General features: G+C 42.6%; 18 protein-coding genes. 4 read left to right on the forward strand and 14 right to left on the reverse strand.

Annotation, left to right across the window (positions count from 1 at the left end; all coding sequences use genetic code 11):
* Positions 1 to 164: 164 nt before the first annotated feature.
* The 3 genes from A8709_RS17605 to ybaK form a co-directional block, all read right to left on the reverse strand.
* Positions 165 to 965, reverse strand: a complete 801-nt coding sequence (locus A8709_RS17605; protein WP_244163234.1) for an ABC transporter ATP-binding protein — start codon at positions 963 to 965, stop codon at positions 165 to 167.
* A 167-nt stretch (positions 966 to 1132) separates the two neighbouring features.
* On the reverse strand, positions 1133 to 1675 hold the full coding sequence (locus A8709_RS17610) for a GNAT family N-acetyltransferase (protein WP_341833428.1): 543 nt from the start codon (positions 1673 to 1675) through the stop codon (positions 1133 to 1135).
* A 208-nt stretch (positions 1676 to 1883) separates the two neighbouring features.
* Complete coding sequence (ybaK, locus tag A8709_RS17615; protein ID WP_065853666.1) at positions 1884 to 2351, reverse strand: Cys-tRNA(Pro) deacylase; 468 nt, start codon at positions 2349 to 2351, stop codon at positions 1884 to 1886.
* 203 nt (positions 2352 to 2554) lie between these two features.
* Between ybaK and A8709_RS17620 the strand changes: the two genes are divergently transcribed.
* Complete coding sequence (locus tag A8709_RS17620; protein WP_065853667.1) at positions 2555 to 3607, forward strand: LLM class flavin-dependent oxidoreductase; 1053 nt, start codon at positions 2555 to 2557, stop codon at positions 3605 to 3607.
* Positions 3608 to 3754: 147 nt separating this feature from the next.
* On the opposite strand, the gene A8709_RS17625 is transcribed toward A8709_RS17620, so the two are convergent.
* From A8709_RS17625 to A8709_RS17650, 6 genes are all read right to left on the reverse strand, one after another.
* A complete protein-coding gene (locus A8709_RS17625) occupies positions 3755 to 4102 on the reverse strand; it encodes a DoxX family protein (RefSeq protein ID WP_065853668.1) in 348 nt (115 codons plus the stop codon).
* Between the two features lie 27 nt (positions 4103 to 4129).
* The gene (locus tag A8709_RS17630; RefSeq protein ID WP_065853669.1) at positions 4130 to 4525 is read right to left on the reverse strand and encodes an SRPBCC family protein; all 396 of its coding nucleotides are present in this window, start codon (positions 4523 to 4525) and stop codon (positions 4130 to 4132) included.
* Positions 4522 to 4788 (reverse strand): ArsR/SmtB family transcription factor, encoded by a 267-nt coding sequence (locus A8709_RS17635; RefSeq protein WP_425262334.1) that lies wholly within the window; start codon positions 4786 to 4788, stop codon positions 4522 to 4524. Before A8709_RS17635 ends, A8709_RS17630 begins: the two co-directional genes overlap by 4 nt.
* A gap of 360 nt (positions 4789 to 5148) precedes the next feature.
* Positions 5149 to 5991, reverse strand: a complete 843-nt coding sequence (locus A8709_RS17640) for a formylglycine-generating enzyme family protein (protein ID WP_065853671.1) — start codon at positions 5989 to 5991, stop codon at positions 5149 to 5151.
* Between the two features lie 87 nt (positions 5992 to 6078).
* Entirely contained in the window at positions 6079 to 6717 is a 639-nt protein-coding gene (locus tag A8709_RS17645) for a glycoside hydrolase family 11 protein (RefSeq protein WP_065853672.1), read from the reverse strand.
* A gap of 360 nt (positions 6718 to 7077) precedes the next feature.
* The gene (locus tag A8709_RS17650) at positions 7078 to 7965 is read right to left on the reverse strand and encodes a LysR family transcriptional regulator (RefSeq protein ID WP_065853673.1); all 888 of its coding nucleotides are present in this window, start codon (positions 7963 to 7965) and stop codon (positions 7078 to 7080) included.
* A gap of 111 nt (positions 7966 to 8076) precedes the next feature.
* On the opposite strand from A8709_RS17650, the gene A8709_RS17655 reads away from it, so the two are divergent.
* Positions 8077 to 9459 (forward strand): MFS transporter, encoded by a 1383-nt coding sequence (locus tag A8709_RS17655; protein WP_065853674.1) that lies wholly within the window; start codon positions 8077 to 8079, stop codon positions 9457 to 9459.
* Between the two features lies 1 nt (position 9460).
* On the opposite strand, the gene A8709_RS17660 is transcribed toward A8709_RS17655, so the two are convergent.
* From A8709_RS17660 to desA, 4 genes are all read right to left on the reverse strand, one after another.
* Complete coding sequence (locus A8709_RS17660; RefSeq protein WP_244163235.1) at positions 9461 to 10207, reverse strand: polysaccharide deacetylase family protein; 747 nt, start codon at positions 10205 to 10207, stop codon at positions 9461 to 9463.
* A gap of 228 nt (positions 10208 to 10435) precedes the next feature.
* Complete coding sequence (locus A8709_RS17665) at positions 10436 to 11035, reverse strand: response regulator transcription factor (RefSeq protein WP_065853676.1); 600 nt, start codon at positions 11033 to 11035, stop codon at positions 10436 to 10438.
* On the reverse strand, positions 11032 to 12168 hold the full coding sequence (locus tag A8709_RS17670) for a sensor histidine kinase (RefSeq protein WP_065853677.1): 1137 nt from the start codon (positions 12166 to 12168) through the stop codon (positions 11032 to 11034). Before A8709_RS17670 ends, A8709_RS17665 begins: the two co-directional genes overlap by 4 nt.
* A gap of 69 nt (positions 12169 to 12237) precedes the next feature.
* Entirely contained in the window at positions 12238 to 13299 is a 1062-nt protein-coding gene (desA, locus tag A8709_RS17675) for a Delta(5) desaturase DesA (protein WP_065853678.1), read from the reverse strand.
* 324 nt (positions 13300 to 13623) lie between these two features.
* Between desA and A8709_RS17680 the strand changes: the two genes are divergently transcribed.
* Together A8709_RS17680 and A8709_RS17685 are read left to right on the forward strand one after the other, a co-directional pair.
* Positions 13624 to 13824 (forward strand): cold-shock protein, encoded by a 201-nt coding sequence (locus tag A8709_RS17680; RefSeq protein WP_056625586.1) that lies wholly within the window; start codon positions 13624 to 13626, stop codon positions 13822 to 13824.
* Positions 13825 to 13889: 65 nt separating this feature from the next.
* Positions 13890 to 14120: a cold-shock protein gene (locus A8709_RS17685; RefSeq protein ID WP_065853679.1), complete on the forward strand. Its 231-nt coding sequence runs from the start codon at positions 13890 to 13892 to the stop codon at positions 14118 to 14120.
* A gap of 47 nt (positions 14121 to 14167) precedes the next feature.
* Here A8709_RS17685 and A8709_RS17690 read toward each other — a convergent pair whose 3' ends face one another.
* Positions 14168 to 15001, reverse strand: a complete 834-nt coding sequence (locus tag A8709_RS17690; protein WP_065853680.1) for a PPK2 family polyphosphate kinase — start codon at positions 14999 to 15001, stop codon at positions 14168 to 14170.
* Positions 15002 to 15021: the final 20 nt, after the last annotated feature.

Consider the following 15021-nt stretch of genomic DNA (forward strand, 5'->3'; position numbering starts at 1 on the left):
CCTCCAATTGAAATAGAAATAGGTTCCACTTCCAAGTATAGGAATGCGCTTTCAATAGAGCGATGTGTAATATTATGGAAATCATGTCCAAATCTACTTACCTACAAAAAAAAGCATCCGTTCTCATCCTAATGGAATGAAAACAGATGCCTATGTCATTTTGTCTACGGAATCGAGAGCCAAGCGCGTTGATTCTGCCAATTCACTTCGACAGGTGTTTCAAAAAATGCGGACAATCGTTCACTTGTCAATACATCGCGTGAGTCTCCTTTGGCGAATACGCCGCCGCGGCGAATGAGTAAAGTTTGTCCAAACACCGGGAGAATTTCCTCAATGTGATGGGTAACAAATAGCAGTGTCGGTGCATCCGGCCCTACGGCCAGTTCGCTAATGCTAGACAATAAAGCTTCTCTTGAAAGAAAATCCAGACCATTCGTGGCTTCATCCAAAATTAACAACTTCGGTGATGCCATAAGTGCTCTGGCAATGAGCAGCTTCTGCTTCTCACCCTGTGAGCAGGATTGGTAAGTACGATCATATAAATGCAAGCAAGATAGCCGCTGCATGAAGTCCCTCGCACGATCGAAATCCTCTTCACTCGGCTTATCATATAAGCCTATCGAAGCATGTTTGCCGCTGATAACAACATGCTGTGTTTTATCGGAAGCGTACAACTTTTCCTGCAAGGATGAACTTACCCAACCAATCGATTTACGTAATTCTCTAATATCTACGCTGCCAAAAGGATGCCCCAAGACAGACAATTTTCCCTTCGTCGGCCAAATATAGCCATTAATCATATTAAGCAAGGTTGTTTTGCCTGATCCGTTAAGTCCAAGAATTGCCCAATGCTCACCTTTGGCAACCTGCCAATTAATATCATCCAAGATGATTTTGTTTTCCCGGTACCAACCAATTTCTTTTAATTCAATAACCTGCGGTAAGGAGTCATCATTTATTTCCAAATTGTATTCCCCCGATCTTCACCCTTCCGGCCTAAGGCCTAGATGACCTACATCCGAATATACTTGTCTATCTAAGCTTACCATGAATTTCGGAGTTTGTACGCAAATGTACGTTCGTGTCAAAAGTGACAGCATCATGAACGATCATTCGCAGTGTACATGCTTGATTACGTAGCAACCTCATGTTGCATCAGGTTACTATATTTCAGAAAGCTTAACCGTTCTACTTGATACAAATCATAGATGTGTTGCGCTTCATTTATTAATTTATATACTTGAATATTAATGTCATTAACTAATTGGGCATACGGTAATTTTTCTATCGCCCTCTTCGATCGGATGTTTTGTTTTCGGATCTTTAGAAACACCGTTTCGATATGATGTTCAAGAAATACTTCCGTGAAAAAAGAATCCTTTGCCCGTTGGTTATAACCGCTCCCAAAATACGGAGCCCCAATCCACGTGGCCAAGAAACCTGTTTGATTAACAATATCGTATAAATCAATCGTACCAATGGGCTGTCCCATTTCGTTAAGAATGGTTCTAGACATACATGTGTTCTGTTCCTCTTCCGTAATCAATTGTTTCGTACTAAACAAATATTCTTCATAACATTGACATTTATTACGAACGTAAGGAAATACTGCAGGGTCCATCATTAAAGTATACAATGAATGGCAGTCGTGCAAATCACGTTTTTTCAACATCATAGTAAATTACCACCTAGTCCTTTAAGTTCGCTATATCAAGCAATTTAAGTATATAAAAGGAAATAGGGGATTTTATTAAATCTACATTTTAATTGTGTAAAATTTAGTGCCCAACGCATAATAAACAAGTAGCAACTGCCGACGAGACAGTTGCTACTTGTTATGGTTTAAATATCGTTCGGTTGCACGAAGCAAAGCAGTGCTTCACTTATGTTATTTCCACAAGATGTGCTTCAGTTGCAACGATTAAATCAGCACCACTCATAAATATTTGTAACCCGCGCCGACCAGCACTTATACTAATAAGATTCATAGATTCCACGGAGAGGTCCAAGTAAATCGGATATTTCTTCTTAATCCCCAGTGGCGACACGCCGCCTCGTATATATCCAGATAGATGCAATATATCCTTGAGTGGTACCATCTCAACCTTTTTATTACCACTTTCAGTTGCCAAACGTTTTAGATTGAGCTCTCGATCACCCGGAATACAGGTGATCATCACCCCCATTTTATCACCTTGGACCAACAATGTTTTATAAATTTGATTGGAAAGAACGCCAACCTTCTCTGCCACTGTTTGAGCATCAAGTTGGTTTTCATCCCACTCGTATTCGTGTAACGTATAGGGAATTTTGAGCACATCTAATTTACGGCAAGCATTCGTCTTTTCCATATTAGCACCTTTCTATATAGGAAGAAGTAAATAAATGTACATCTTATTATTAACTTATTTCAGGGACTCATCAAGATAATATAACGTTATAATCAAAATAAATGAGTGGAATTTCACGACTCGAATAATTCATAACTTACTTTTGTTGAGTTACATTAAATTATATAGTATAATAACAAGTATCTAGAAGGGAGTGACTTATAATGTCCAATCTTACATCTTCTTCATTTGAAATAGGAATAAGCACATTCCTCGAGGCTGCTCCGAGAGCCGGCGGTTTTACTCACGCCGAACGACTGCGACAAGCGGTAGAGGAAATTAATTTGGCCGACCAAGTCGGTCTGGATGTTTATGCGATCGGTGAACATCACCGTGCGGATTATGCGAGCTCAGCGCCGGCCGTAATTCTGGCTGCTGCCGCTTCCACGACCAAGCGAATCAGACTCTCGAGCGCCGTGACGGTATTGTCTTCGGATGATCCGGTTCGCGTTTACCAAGCATTCTCTACGTTAGACGGCTTATCCAATGGCCGGGCTGAAATTATGGCGGGTCGTGGATCGTTTATTGAATCTTTCCCTCTGTTCGGACATGATTTGAACCACTACGACGAACTATTCGAGGAAAAGTTAGAACTTCTACTCGCCATCCGCAATTCGGAGAAAGTAAGCTGGAAGGGTGGTCATCGCCCTGCAATTCATAACTTAGGTGTTTATCCGCGATCCGTTCAAGAGCCTTTACCCGTATGGATTGGAACCGGCGGTAATCCGGATTCTGCCATTCGCGCTGGCATGTTAGGCTTGCCTGTCGTCTTTGCCATCATTGGCGGTATGCCCGAGCGATTCGCTTCTCTTGTCAGTCTGTATAAGGAGTCGGCAACTAAGGCCGGACACGATGTAAGTAAGCTGCAGATTGCAACGCACTCTCACGGCTTCATCTCTGATACTGTCGAGAAAGCTGCAGACTTATTCTATCCATCGACTGCCGCCCAGATGAACACCATTGGTCGTGAACGCGGCTGGCCGCCTTACACGCGCGAATCGTTCGATGCTGCTCGCAGCCTACGCGGAGCTCTATATGTCGGTGATCCCGAATATGTCGCGGAGAAAATCATACTGCTCCGCAAGAACTTAGGCATTACGCGCTTCCTACTGCATGTAGACGTCAGTACGATGCCGCATCACGAATTGCTGCGCACCATTGAGCTGCTTGGCACAAAAGTCGCGCCAATCGTGCACAAGGAGCTTGCTCGCGGGTAAGACATGGGTGCATTACATTGTGAATGCCAACTTAGTTCGGCATTCATGTGCCGTACATTCCTTCACGACATCCCTATATACAATAAAGGGTCCGAACCAGGTATAGTAACCTAGTTCGGACCCTTTTTCCAACCCAAATTGCGACAATTAAATCACATGAACAACGACCAATGACGCTGCAATCAACGTAATCACAAAAGCAGGTATCGCTTGTGCAACCGGATGCTTGACTCTGAAGTGAGAAAGGCATGCCACTAACATCGTGACGCCAATCCAAATGCCCGCCCATGCAGCTACTACCGGATACCAGTATCCGATAACAAGCCCAGCTGCCCCAACGAGTTGAACGAAACCTGTAACAACCCGAAACCATTGCGGCAGTTTAATCGAATTGAACATTTCGATATGATTCTTCGTACCGGCTAGCTTACTTCCACCAGCAAACCCCATGGAAACAAGTAAGAAGCTTTGTAAAATAATAAAAACGATTATCATTAGGTTCTCCCCCTGCTCTTTAGTTGGCTACTCGGCCAATAACTTTTCAAGCTCGCCGCACCAATTCGTCCAGCCGTACTTAGCGCCGCCAAGTGCTTGCGGATTTGAGATCCCGGTTTGTTCAAGATGGAGGTTAACCTTTCCGTCCTCTAATTCTTGAAGTGTCCAAGTGACTGTGTGCACCTCACCGCTGGCAAATGTATAAGACAGCTGCTTAGGTGCATCCACGACAAGCACTTCACCTTCGATAATGCCATTCCAATATTCAGTCGCTTGTGTACGGAATTGAAAACGGTGACCTACGACAGGCTTAAAATCATTTTGCATAATCCATTTCGTAAGCTTGTTTGAATCCGTTAAAGCAGACCACACTTTCTCAATCGATGACGTGAACTGAAAATCCAAAGATAATGTTAAACTCATAAGTCTTCCTCCTCTAATAGTTGGTTTAAGTGAAACATATGTGTACCCCAAAACTTGCTGTAGAAAGCCACCCAATTTGGGATTTCTATGAGTGGTGAGGCATTTAGCCTGAATCGTGTTTCTCTCCCTACTTTTCGGTCAAGTACTAGTCCGGCCTCTTTAAGGATTGTCAAATGTTTAGATACGGCTGTTCGGGCCATTTGAAACTGTTCGGTTAACTCATGCAGCGGAATCTCTTCAGCCTCAGCTAACAAACGAATCATTCGTCGCCTATTTGGATCTGCAATCGCGTCATACACATCTCGCAAATGGTTATTTTCGATCACAACACCCTCTCCTACCTATTATTACCAAGGGACAGCCGTAAATTCACACTCTCTCATGGGGGCGGTACTTCCGACGTAGCAGTCATGAGTGAGAAGTTTGATGTGACACCATTTAGTGTCTCATTTATTATATGTCACCTTTTGGTGTCATGTCAACTGGAAATCCCGATGTTATTTTAATTATGTATTCTCACAATAAAAAAGCTCGTGAAGGCCACGGGCTTTTAGAAAAAACTATGTACGTATCAACTTTTATAATGGCAGTACACCTTTTAATTTGATACTTGATTTCTCTGTTCACTCGTTTCGAATCAAGCGAAAACCTTGATCTGGGCCAATCCCATTCGCATCAAACTTGCCCCGAAAGGATAACGCATCATTGCTAATGTCACCAATCCAACCGCCACCCTTCACGACTCGGTAGGAACCACTAGGACTATCCAACTCTCCAAACCAGTTCCAACACCATTCCCTAACATTACCAGACAAATCGTAAAGACCTAACTCATTAGGTTTTTTGATCCCGATCGTTTTGGTTTTATTCTTGTTGTTTTCTATGCTTGGCCAGTTCCAATCGCCTGATAGGTAGGTATCGCCGGCATTTCTCCAATACCAAGCTACTTCATCAGCATTATCGCTGCCGCTGTATGTGTAATTCTTGCTGGTCTGACCACCCGATGCAGCATATTCCCATTCTGCTTCTGTCGGCAATCGATAACCATTCGCACCTTCATTGATCGTTACTGTCCATTTAAGTGGATCGTTAGCATTTTGATTATTCGGATCTTTTTTGGTTTTATCTAGGTTGTAGTATGGTTTCAAGCCGTCTTTTATACTTCTATTATTGCAAAACTCAATCACGTCATACCAACTTACCATTTCTACTGGCAAATTCGCTCCTTGGAACTGAGAGGGATTACTCCCCATTACATCCAGCCACTCTTTTTGAGTGACCTCATATTGACCGATATAGAAGTTCGATATGGTTACACTTTTTCCATAGTAGTTGGATTTTGTATTCATCATTTTCCCGCCTTTGACGAATACAAAGTTATCCTTCTTCATTACAGGCTTTTCTTGCGAACAAGCACCGATAACAACCATCATGACTACTGATAGGAAAAGTATTCGTATTCTCATTGAGGTATCTCCTTGTAGGTTGAAATACATAAAGCTGCCGGCTGTTAGACCGGCTAGCTTTAGTAATTGTAATCATTCAGCGACCTATTACCACACAGTTACATTAGAGCTTCCACTGCTTTGATATCCCTCAGTCGCTAATATTTGATAAGTCCAACTACTTCCTAAGTTCATGCCTAAGTTCTTCCATGCGTTAACGTGGTTGCTAAACGTAATAGCGACATTGCTGCCAGTTGCTCTCTTCGACTGTCGAACACTCCAGAACTGAGTGAATGTTGCAGTGCCGTCTATAGAAGGTGCATTGGTTCGTGTAGCCGTATAAATGTCATATGTCCCTCCGTCACTGGTCACGGTACCTTTATATGTGCCAGTAGGTCGATAGGTCCCCCAACTATCAACGACGTAGTATTCGATAAGTGAGTTTCTCGTCCATCCATACAGAGACAAATAGCCATTACCCGATGGCGACCAAACGCCGGCATTATAGTTAATCGTCCTCGATGGTGAACCGGTATTCCAGCCTTTACCAACAACGAAATTACCGCTATTCGACCAAGAAACACTATAGTTGCCGCCAGATCCATTCGTAGCATTAACAGTCCCGCCGCCATCTGTCCAATTCTGCCAGTAGTCCGTCGCCGCATTGGCAGTTACTGCAAACAAGCTCGTACAACTAATCGAAGCAGCCATAATCAAAGTCAAGAATTTCTTATTCCGTTTAAACATAGTTTACCTCCTCAAATTTTTCAAATTGTCACTAATTACCTACGTACGACTTGAATGTTCTCTTAGATTAAGCACTATGTATCCCGTGTTATATGACGTGTAGTTCTGACTGTCACCTCCTCCCTACGTAGATTATTATAGGAGGTAAGCGCATACATAACTACTCAACAGATTAAAGAACATACCCCCAAATTTTTACTTTTCTTAAAATACATAGAAACCCATTTCGCGTGATGTGAACAATTGGGAACGCTTTTGCAGTCACCTTGGACCCTCACATTCGCCATGGAATTGAAACGTATACGCAAAAAGCCGCCCCTTCAAGGACGGCATTTCAATATGAACCTGAATTTCTTTTCCTTACGTTGTTTCTTCGTGCATCGCTTCAAAATAGGCGACAACTACCTCACGGAACTCCAGCGCAACCTGCGACATATATCGACTCTTGTGCCATAATAAGGCTATTTCACGAACCAATTCATGACCATCTACTTGGAGATATGAGATATCTTCTCGCATATTCTTTGCCGTGCTAGGCATGAAAGCTATGCCAATTTCGGCTTCCACAAGGGCGCTAAGCCTTGCGGGTTCATCTCCCTCATACACATATTGCGGTTCAAATCCCACGGCTTTGCATATCGAATCCGTTAAATCGCGCGTACCGTAACCTCTTTTTACACCAACGAACCATTCATCCTTTAGTTGTATCAATGATACATGGCTTTGAGCTGCCAACCGATGCCCCTTCGGAACAGCGATAAGGATGGGATCCCTATAAACAATTTGACATGCGATGTCATCGCTCTCAATAGGAGGTGACGATAAGCAGAAATCAACCTCACCTCGATGAAGAAGCGTCACCATTTCTTGCGTGGTCAACATTTGAACATGAAATTGAATATGAGGCCGCTTTTTCCTAAACGCGCGAAGAATATTGGGCAACGTACTAGCTGCGGTCACTGCCAATTCAAGCGTGCCCTGATCTGGACTCGACATATCGCGAAGCTCCTGTTTTCCCTGGTCCAGTTCGAACAATGCCCTTTCTGCACGGTGAAGGAACCGCACGCCGAACTCATTCAGTCGCAGCTTCCTCCCTATTCGATCGAATAGGGGAACACCAAGATCATCCTCCAATCGCTGAATGGTCTTACTTAGTGACGATTGCGTAACATGCAGACTGCGCGCAGCCTCAGTGACATGTTCCACACGAGCTACCGCTAGAAAATAGTGCAGCTGAAGAAGTTCCATTCCGCGCCCCCATTCATTCCTTCAAATCAATAAGATTATAACATGAAATGCGTTGGAATGAATAAGTGATTTCATTTACGATAACATTATAACGATTTAGGGGGACCTATAATGAGTGCTCGTAGCTGGTGGTTGATGATTGCAGTTGGTCTAGGGATTCTATTGAACCCATTAAATTCTTCGATGATATCTGTTGCTATGCCAAGTCTGCAAAATGTGTTTCATCTTGATCTAACAAGTGTATCCTGGATTATATTTTCATTCTATATTGCAAGCAGTATCGCTCAACCCGTCATGGGAAAGGCCAGTGATTTATTCGGTCGCAGAAAAATATTTCTTAGCGGGATCATTGTTGCTTTCCTAGCGTCCCTATTAGCGCCATTCTCACCAAACTTTAGTTGGCTAATTGTGTTCCGAATTGTGCAATCCATTGGAACAAGCATGATGGTTGGGGTTGGAATGGCCATTATTCGAATTCATATTACAGAGAAACAGGCAACAGCATTGTCCGTTTTGTCCATATTTCTCTCGGGAGCTGCCGCAATTGGTCCCTTTATTGGCGGGATGCTCATACATTGGTGGCATTGGCCCGCTATCTTTTTCGTCAATATTCCGGTTATGTTGGCTAGCTTTCTACTCGCGTGGAGGACGATCCCTAAGGACGAACCGCAAGCATCCCATACACGAAACATGTCTTTTCGAACATGCATGGAACTAATTGATGCAGTTGGGATCCTATTATTTACTGTAGGTCTCGTAGCGCTGCTCGTTGGATTACTTTCTGCAAAATCATCGGGGCATCTTACCCTACAAAATGTCATTATTAGTCTGACGGGCATCGTTGCCTTAGGAGCATTCGTACGACATGAATTACAAATCAAGTCACCTTTTATCCCGTTACGCGCATTCGCCAAATATCCTGCAATGACGCGGGTTAACGTCGAATTCATGCTCGTTAACATCCTTTATTACTCTCTCTTTTTCGGAATTCCATCCTACTTGCAAGTGGTGCGTCATGTCAGTGAGTTCCAAACAGGATTGCTCATGTTGAGTTTAGGTTTGTGCTCACTAGTTACTTCCCCCATAGCAGGTCGATGGATTGATAAATCAGGGCCTAGGCCGGCACTTCTGATGTCCGCTATTCTGATGACAGGCGGCTCGGTGTGGCTGGTGACGCTAAATCAAACTTCACCGGTTATCAGCGTGTGCTTGGCTTTGGCTGCATTCGGAATCAGCAATGGGTTGAACAATGTAGGAATGCAAGCCGCCTTATTCCAAAGTTGCCCCAAAGAAATAATCGGCGTTGCATCAGGTTTATTTAATACGTCCAGATATCTTGGAACCATCCTATCGTCACTATTGATAAGCATCGTAATGGGAGGTCATTTCAGCTTTATAGGATTCCGCATGCTTGGTATTATTCTCACGTTACTTGCCTTGTCCTTGGTATTAATGAGTCGACGACGCCAGAAAGTCGTGCAATTACAAGCCTAACTTATTTAATTGGATTCGTATTGTCAACGCTTGTCGAGTTGCGATAGGTTAGCAATTCTGAAACCGTAACGAATTCGTATCCTCTTTCTTTTAATAGTGGAAGGATTTGCTTCAAAGCTGCAATGGTTTGGGTTTTCCCCTCCACATAATCATGAAATAAAATGATATCACCGTTTCTGGTATTTTTCGAAACCTTATTCACAATTTTGTATATACCTGGCGTTTGCCAATCCTCTGTATCCTGATGCCATGACCACATGATAACCAAATTGCCTGCGTTTTTTGAAACATGGATGACGTTCTCATTATAAAATCCACCTGGAGGACGGAATAACCTTGGCTTTACTGAGGTCGCTTGAATAATGGCATTTTCAGCATCAAGGATTTCTTTTTGAATGGTTTCGCTAGGTATATTTTTCCTGAAATACTTGTGGCTATATGTATGATTGGCAATTTCGTGACCTTCCAGCACTTCTCTTCGTGCGATGTCTGGGTATTTTTCAACTTTGTTGCCTATGACGAAAAAGGTTGCTTTCGCATTATATTGCTTCAGTAAATCCAAAATAAGAGGCGTATCCGCTGGATCCGGACCATCGTCAAACGTTAGAGCTATCTTTTTTTCGCTGGTTGGTATTTCCCAAACGACATCTCCGCGTCCCTCATAATAGGCTCGGTCTTTCTTAGGGGCAGCGTGAGCCGCAGGCTGCAACAAAACAAAACAAATACTTAAAATGGCAATGATTTTCATTTCATCTCCTAGGTACATTTGACTTTTAAGACGGGATATTCTTATTTAAAATCAGATTATTAGAATGTCCCCCATGTTAGCTTTCGATACTGAAAAGAAAAACGCCACCTCAGAGGTCAATGTCATTAAGATAAACCTTAACTTAATGACATTGCCTTAGAGGTGACGTTTTTTCATGATTTTAACAATTTCCACGCTATGTTTCCTGACTAGCTGATCTAGGTTCAGTCATTTGAACCAGCCCTTCTCTTTGAAACGCATAATAGCCTCAATTCGGTTACTGACATTGAGTTTATCGAGGATAACTGATACATAATTACGCACGGTACCTCGTGTTATATACATGTGATCCGCGATTTCCTTCGTATTCTTACCGTCAGCAATCAGAATGAGTACTTCCTTTTCCCTCTCGGTTAAAGGACTTTCTTCGTTATACGCTTCATCTACTAGTTCTGTGGCGTAGATTCGGCGGCCAGCCATAACACTCCGAATGGACGTAGCCAATTCCTCGCTTGGGCTGTCTTTCAACAAATAACCATTGGCTCCCGCTTTCACCGCTCGTTCAAAATATCCGTATCTGGCAAAAGTGGTCAGTATAATGATCTTACAACCTAATCCCTTCAGTTCTTCCGCAGCATCTAACCCGTTCATGATCGGCATCTCGATGTCCATGATACAAATATCTGGTTTGTGCAGCTTAACCAACTTCACAGCATCCTCGCCATTACTTGCTTTGCCAACGACTTGCATATCTTCTTCCAAATCCAGCAAGGAAGCAAGGGCGCCAAGAAGCATCCGTTGGTCCTCGGCAATCACAATTCGAATCATATCCTCGCCTCCCTTTCTGATGGTACGATCGCATTCGGCACTTTGATAACGATCAATGTTCCCTGATCTGAAACGATTTCCATACATCCGTTAATGAACTCCAGCCGTTCTTTCATGCCCCGCAATCCATTTCCGAGTAAAACAAGGCACTCCTTCGTCATCCCGATCCCATTGTCTCCAACCTTGATAACAAGATCACTTGGTGAAGGTTCGATGGATATGGTACAAGTCGTAGCACTGCTGTGCTTAATAATATTCGTAACCGATTCCTTCAAACACATACTCAACACATGCTCATTGATCAGAGACGTATTCGTCAGCTTAGGATCGCCTTCTACGATGAGTTCGATCTCTGCAGCCTTCAAAATCTGTTTGATACGAAACATTTCATCGACTAGTCTCGCACCGCGCATTTGAGTCACGATTTCGCGAACTTCCTTTAATGCGCTTCTAGCCGTCTGTCGCACATCATTAATTTCAATGAGTGCTTGTGTCGGATTTTTGCTCATTAATTTCCCAGCTAAATCACTCTTTAACCCAATTAACGACAATTTCTGACCCAACGTATCGTGTAAGTCGCGGGCGATTCTTTGGCGTTCCTCCAGCTTGACCAGCTCCGAGATCCGCTTATTGGCATCCTCTAGCTGTACCTGCAACTTCTCACTCCGGTTTCGGTTGTACGTGGTGACGGGAAGCAGAATAACACCTATAACGCTAATTATGATAAAAGGCAGCTGTGTGAAAAACACCGGATTCTGCGTGACCAATCCATAGTTAATCGCTACAATCGTGGTCACTAAATGTACGCAGTACAACGTGATAAACCCAGCTTTACTTTTCATCGTACCAATAAAAAAGGCCAGAAACAGTGAGAAATAAACATAGCTGAAAACTAAGGCCATAACGATCGAAATGATAATTTGAACGCTTGACCAAAAATACACGATCCAACCTTTAGATACGAAGGAAAGCACGTAGCAGCTAAAAAATACGATAATCATGAATGTGCCAATGACAATATGGTACATATCGGTAGAACGATAAATGAAATAAAAAGGAAGAATGTAAAAGACAACCCATACATACGGACTAAGACCGGTGTTTTTGTGAAAAATTTGATACCACTTTTGCATAGTCCGTTTGGCCTCGATTTCTTTAACATAGATTTACTTCTATTTTAGCATAAACTTGAAACGAAGTATTTATTGCCCTAGTAAGCTCGTTTTACGCGATTTTATTTTGTTCGTCACGGGGTCTTGTTCAGCATCCTTAGACAACACTTTTTTATTTGTATAACCAACAAACGTTTTATTACGCTCATCCCATAGACGGAAACGTAGTGATTTCAAACTCGTGCTGAGAGTAATCGTTGTTGCTTTTTGAAGCGGCGGAGTTGCATTATGCGCTTTCTCTAAATTATAATTTGGCACCTTTGGACTCAAATGATGTACATGGTGAAATCCGATATTCCCTGTTATCCATTGCAATAACTTAGGAAGCTTGTAGTAAGAACTTCCATCTACCGCAGCTTTCACATAACTCCACTCATCCTCATTCTCAAAATAAGAATCTTCAAACTGATGCTGCACATAAAATAACCAAATTCCCATTAAGCCAGCTGCAAACATAAGCGGAGCTTGGATCAGAACGAACGACTGCCAACCAATTGCCCAGATCAGTAATCCATATACAGCAAGGATAGAAACATTCGTCAAGTAAGTACTCATTCTTTCTTTGCGTTTGGCACCCTTTGTGTTAAATCGGTTGGTAATTAGAAACAAAGCGATGGGACCTAGTCCAAACATGACAAATGGATTCCGATAGAACCGATACGCTGCTCGGACCCAAAAGGAAGATGTCGCATACTCATCGACCGTTAGCACCCACATATCACCAGTTCCGCGTTTCTCCAGGTTACTGCTCGTTGCATGATGGATAGAATGACTATTTTTCCATTGCTGATAAGGGAAAAGTGTAAGGATACCTGTTATTGTACCTAAAATATCGTTAGCTTTTCGGTTTTTGAAGAAAGACTGATGACAACAATCATGGAATATGATAAACGTCCGTATAACGAAACCGGATGCAAGAATGGTAATCGGTAATGTAAGCCAATAGGATACCGACAGGCTTAGATAAGCGGCAAACCAAAGGACAATTAAAGGTCCTAATGTGTTGATTAGCTGTTTGATGCTTGCTCTCGTATTTGATTTTTCATAAGGGGCAACCTGTTTTTTTAAATGGGTTAGTGTGGATTGTGTCATTGTATAAGTTCCTCCTCGATATGATACGCAGGACTCATTAGCCAATTCGCTAGTTGCTGTATCCTATCCCCATTATAGATAACCCCTTCATTTCGTTGCAGTCATAAACATCATATAGAGGGTATGACAGTTGTCATACCCTCTAAGGAAAAACAAAACTAATTTGCTTATCACGGTTTTGTGTGCTATGATTCTCGCATAAACAGCTTTGACATAAACTCACATATTAAAAAAGTGATCATTTGTGCAATGGTACCTTTTTTAATGTGTGATTTTTTTTGTTTAAAAAAGCATGTTAAATAATAATTTGGAGGTATTTATATTATGGAAACAGGAACAGTGAAATGGTTTAACGCAGAGAAAGGTTTTGGATTTATTGAAATGGAAGGCGGAAATGACGTATTTGTTCATTTCTCCGCGATTCAAGGAGATGGCTTCAAATCGTTGGACGAAGGTCAACGCGTTGAATTTAATGTAGCTCAAGGTAACCGCGGTCCACAAGCCGAAAATGTTGTAAAACTGTAATTCACACAGTGAACTGTCCTTAACAAGTGTTAAGGGCAGTTTTTTTATTAGAGGAGGCGTTAACGATGTATTTTCGCAGAAAATCGGTTGAGGATCTCATTCAGGAAAACACGAAAGTCTGGGCATGTAAGAATGAATCGTGTAAAGGGTGGATTCGGGACAATTTCTCATTCGAGTACGTTCCAACTTGCCATCAATGCCTTTCTCCCATGATTAGCAGCTTGAAAATGCTCCCTATCATTTCCAACTCCAATAAAGATATGAAGTCTCTCCATAAAGGCAGACTAATTTCCTAGGCCATATATGGCCTGAACCAGTTGCCGTTCGAATACGGCCCGTTGGATTACAACGGGCTTTTTTTACTTCCCTCGTGAAGCTGTTTCAACAGCGTTTCCACTTCTAAATCCACTTTCGGGTAATCTAGGTCCAGCTTCTCTATCGCATGAAGAATAATCCGAAGCACTAAATAATCGCGGAACCATCGCTCGTTGGCCGGTACGATATACCAAGGGCAAATTTTGGTTGCTGTGTGCTTGAAGACATCTTCATAAGCATCCACGTATTGGTCCCAATAGCGGCGTTCCTCAAGATCACTTGGATCAAATTTCCAGAGCTTTTCAGGGTTTTCTAATCTTTCACGGATTTTCTCAAGCTGAAATTCAGGTGAAATATGCAAATAGATTTTGATTAGTAGAACTCCGCTGTCCGAAAGCATTTTCTCGAAATGTCGGATATGATTCAGTCGAGCCTCTGCTTCCTCCTCCTGAATCATGCCATGAACGCGGGTAATCAATACGTCCTCGTAATAAGACCTGTTGAAGGCAGTGATGAATCCTTTAGCTGGAATAAGCTTATGAGACCGCCACAAGAAATCGTGAGAAGACTCCTCTAGTGTTGGCTTCTTGAAGCTCTCCGCTCGAAAGCCTTGTGGATTCAAGTTGGAAAGCACCTTCTTGATGACGCCATCCTTGCCGCTGCAGTCCATTCCTTGGAAAAGGATGAGCACACCGTTTGTTTTGGCAGCGAAAAGCTTGTCCTGTATCTCGCTAAGCTTCCGCTCCATTTTTTCAAACTCATCATGGATCTCTTCCTTGTTCTTGAAGTCGCCTGTGTCGCTGGGATCAAAGTTGTCCAGCTTAATCTTTTCATCTTTGTTCAACCGATACGATTTTAACATGAGAAAACCTCCATTCGCTT

This window comes from Paenibacillus pectinilyticus, assembly GCF_001700435.1.
Classification (GTDB): Bacteria; Bacillota; Bacilli; order Paenibacillales; family NBRC-103111; genus Paenibacillus_E; species Paenibacillus_E pectinilyticus.

Excerpts from the sequence above, each read along its gene's own strand:
- A8709_RS17610 (WP_341833428.1), bottom strand. The coding sequence starts at position 1,675 with ATGATGTTGAAAAAACGTGATTTGCACGACTGCCATTCATTGTATACT.
- ybaK (WP_065853666.1), bottom strand. The coding sequence starts at position 2,351 with ATGGAAAAGACGAATGCTTGCCGTAAATTAGATGTGCTCAAAATTCCC.
- A8709_RS17620 (WP_065853667.1), top strand. The coding sequence starts at position 2,555 with ATGTCCAATCTTACATCTTCTTCATTTGAAATAGGAATAAGCACATTC.
- A8709_RS17625 (WP_065853668.1), bottom strand. The coding sequence starts at position 4,102 with ATGATAATCGTTTTTATTATTTTACAAAGCTTCTTACTTGTTTCCATG.
- A8709_RS17630 (WP_065853669.1), bottom strand. The coding sequence starts at position 4,525 with ATGAGTTTAACATTATCTTTGGATTTTCAGTTCACGTCATCGATTGAG.
- A8709_RS17635 (WP_425262334.1), bottom strand. The coding sequence starts at position 4,788 with ATGATTCGTTTGTTAGCTGAGGCTGAAGAGATTCCGCTGCATGAGTTA.
- A8709_RS17640 (WP_065853671.1), bottom strand. The coding sequence starts at position 5,991 with ATGAGAATACGAATACTTTTCCTATCAGTAGTCATGATGGTTGTTATC.
- A8709_RS17645 (WP_065853672.1), bottom strand. The coding sequence starts at position 6,717 with ATGTTTAAACGGAATAAGAAATTCTTGACTTTGATTATGGCTGCTTCG.
- A8709_RS17650 (WP_065853673.1), bottom strand. The coding sequence starts at position 7,965 with ATGGAACTTCTTCAGCTGCACTATTTTCTAGCGGTAGCTCGTGTGGAA.
- A8709_RS17655 (WP_065853674.1), top strand. The coding sequence starts at position 8,077 with ATGAGTGCTCGTAGCTGGTGGTTGATGATTGCAGTTGGTCTAGGGATT.
- A8709_RS17660 (WP_244163235.1), bottom strand. The coding sequence starts at position 10,207 with ATGAAAATCATTGCCATTTTAAGTATTTGTTTTGTTTTGTTGCAGCCT.
- A8709_RS17665 (WP_065853676.1), bottom strand. The coding sequence starts at position 11,035 with ATGATTCGAATTGTGATTGCCGAGGACCAACGGATGCTTCTTGGCGCC.
- A8709_RS17670 (WP_065853677.1), bottom strand. The coding sequence starts at position 12,168 with ATGCAAAAGTGGTATCAAATTTTTCACAAAAACACCGGTCTTAGTCCG.
- desA (WP_065853678.1), bottom strand. The coding sequence starts at position 13,299 with ATGACACAATCCACACTAACCCATTTAAAAAAACAGGTTGCCCCTTAT.
- A8709_RS17680 (WP_056625586.1), top strand. The coding sequence starts at position 13,624 with ATGGAAACAGGAACAGTGAAATGGTTTAACGCAGAGAAAGGTTTTGGA.
- A8709_RS17685 (WP_065853679.1), top strand. The coding sequence starts at position 13,890 with ATGTATTTTCGCAGAAAATCGGTTGAGGATCTCATTCAGGAAAACACG.
- A8709_RS17690 (WP_065853680.1), bottom strand. The coding sequence starts at position 15,001 with ATGTTAAAATCGTATCGGTTGAACAAAGATGAAAAGATTAAGCTGGAC.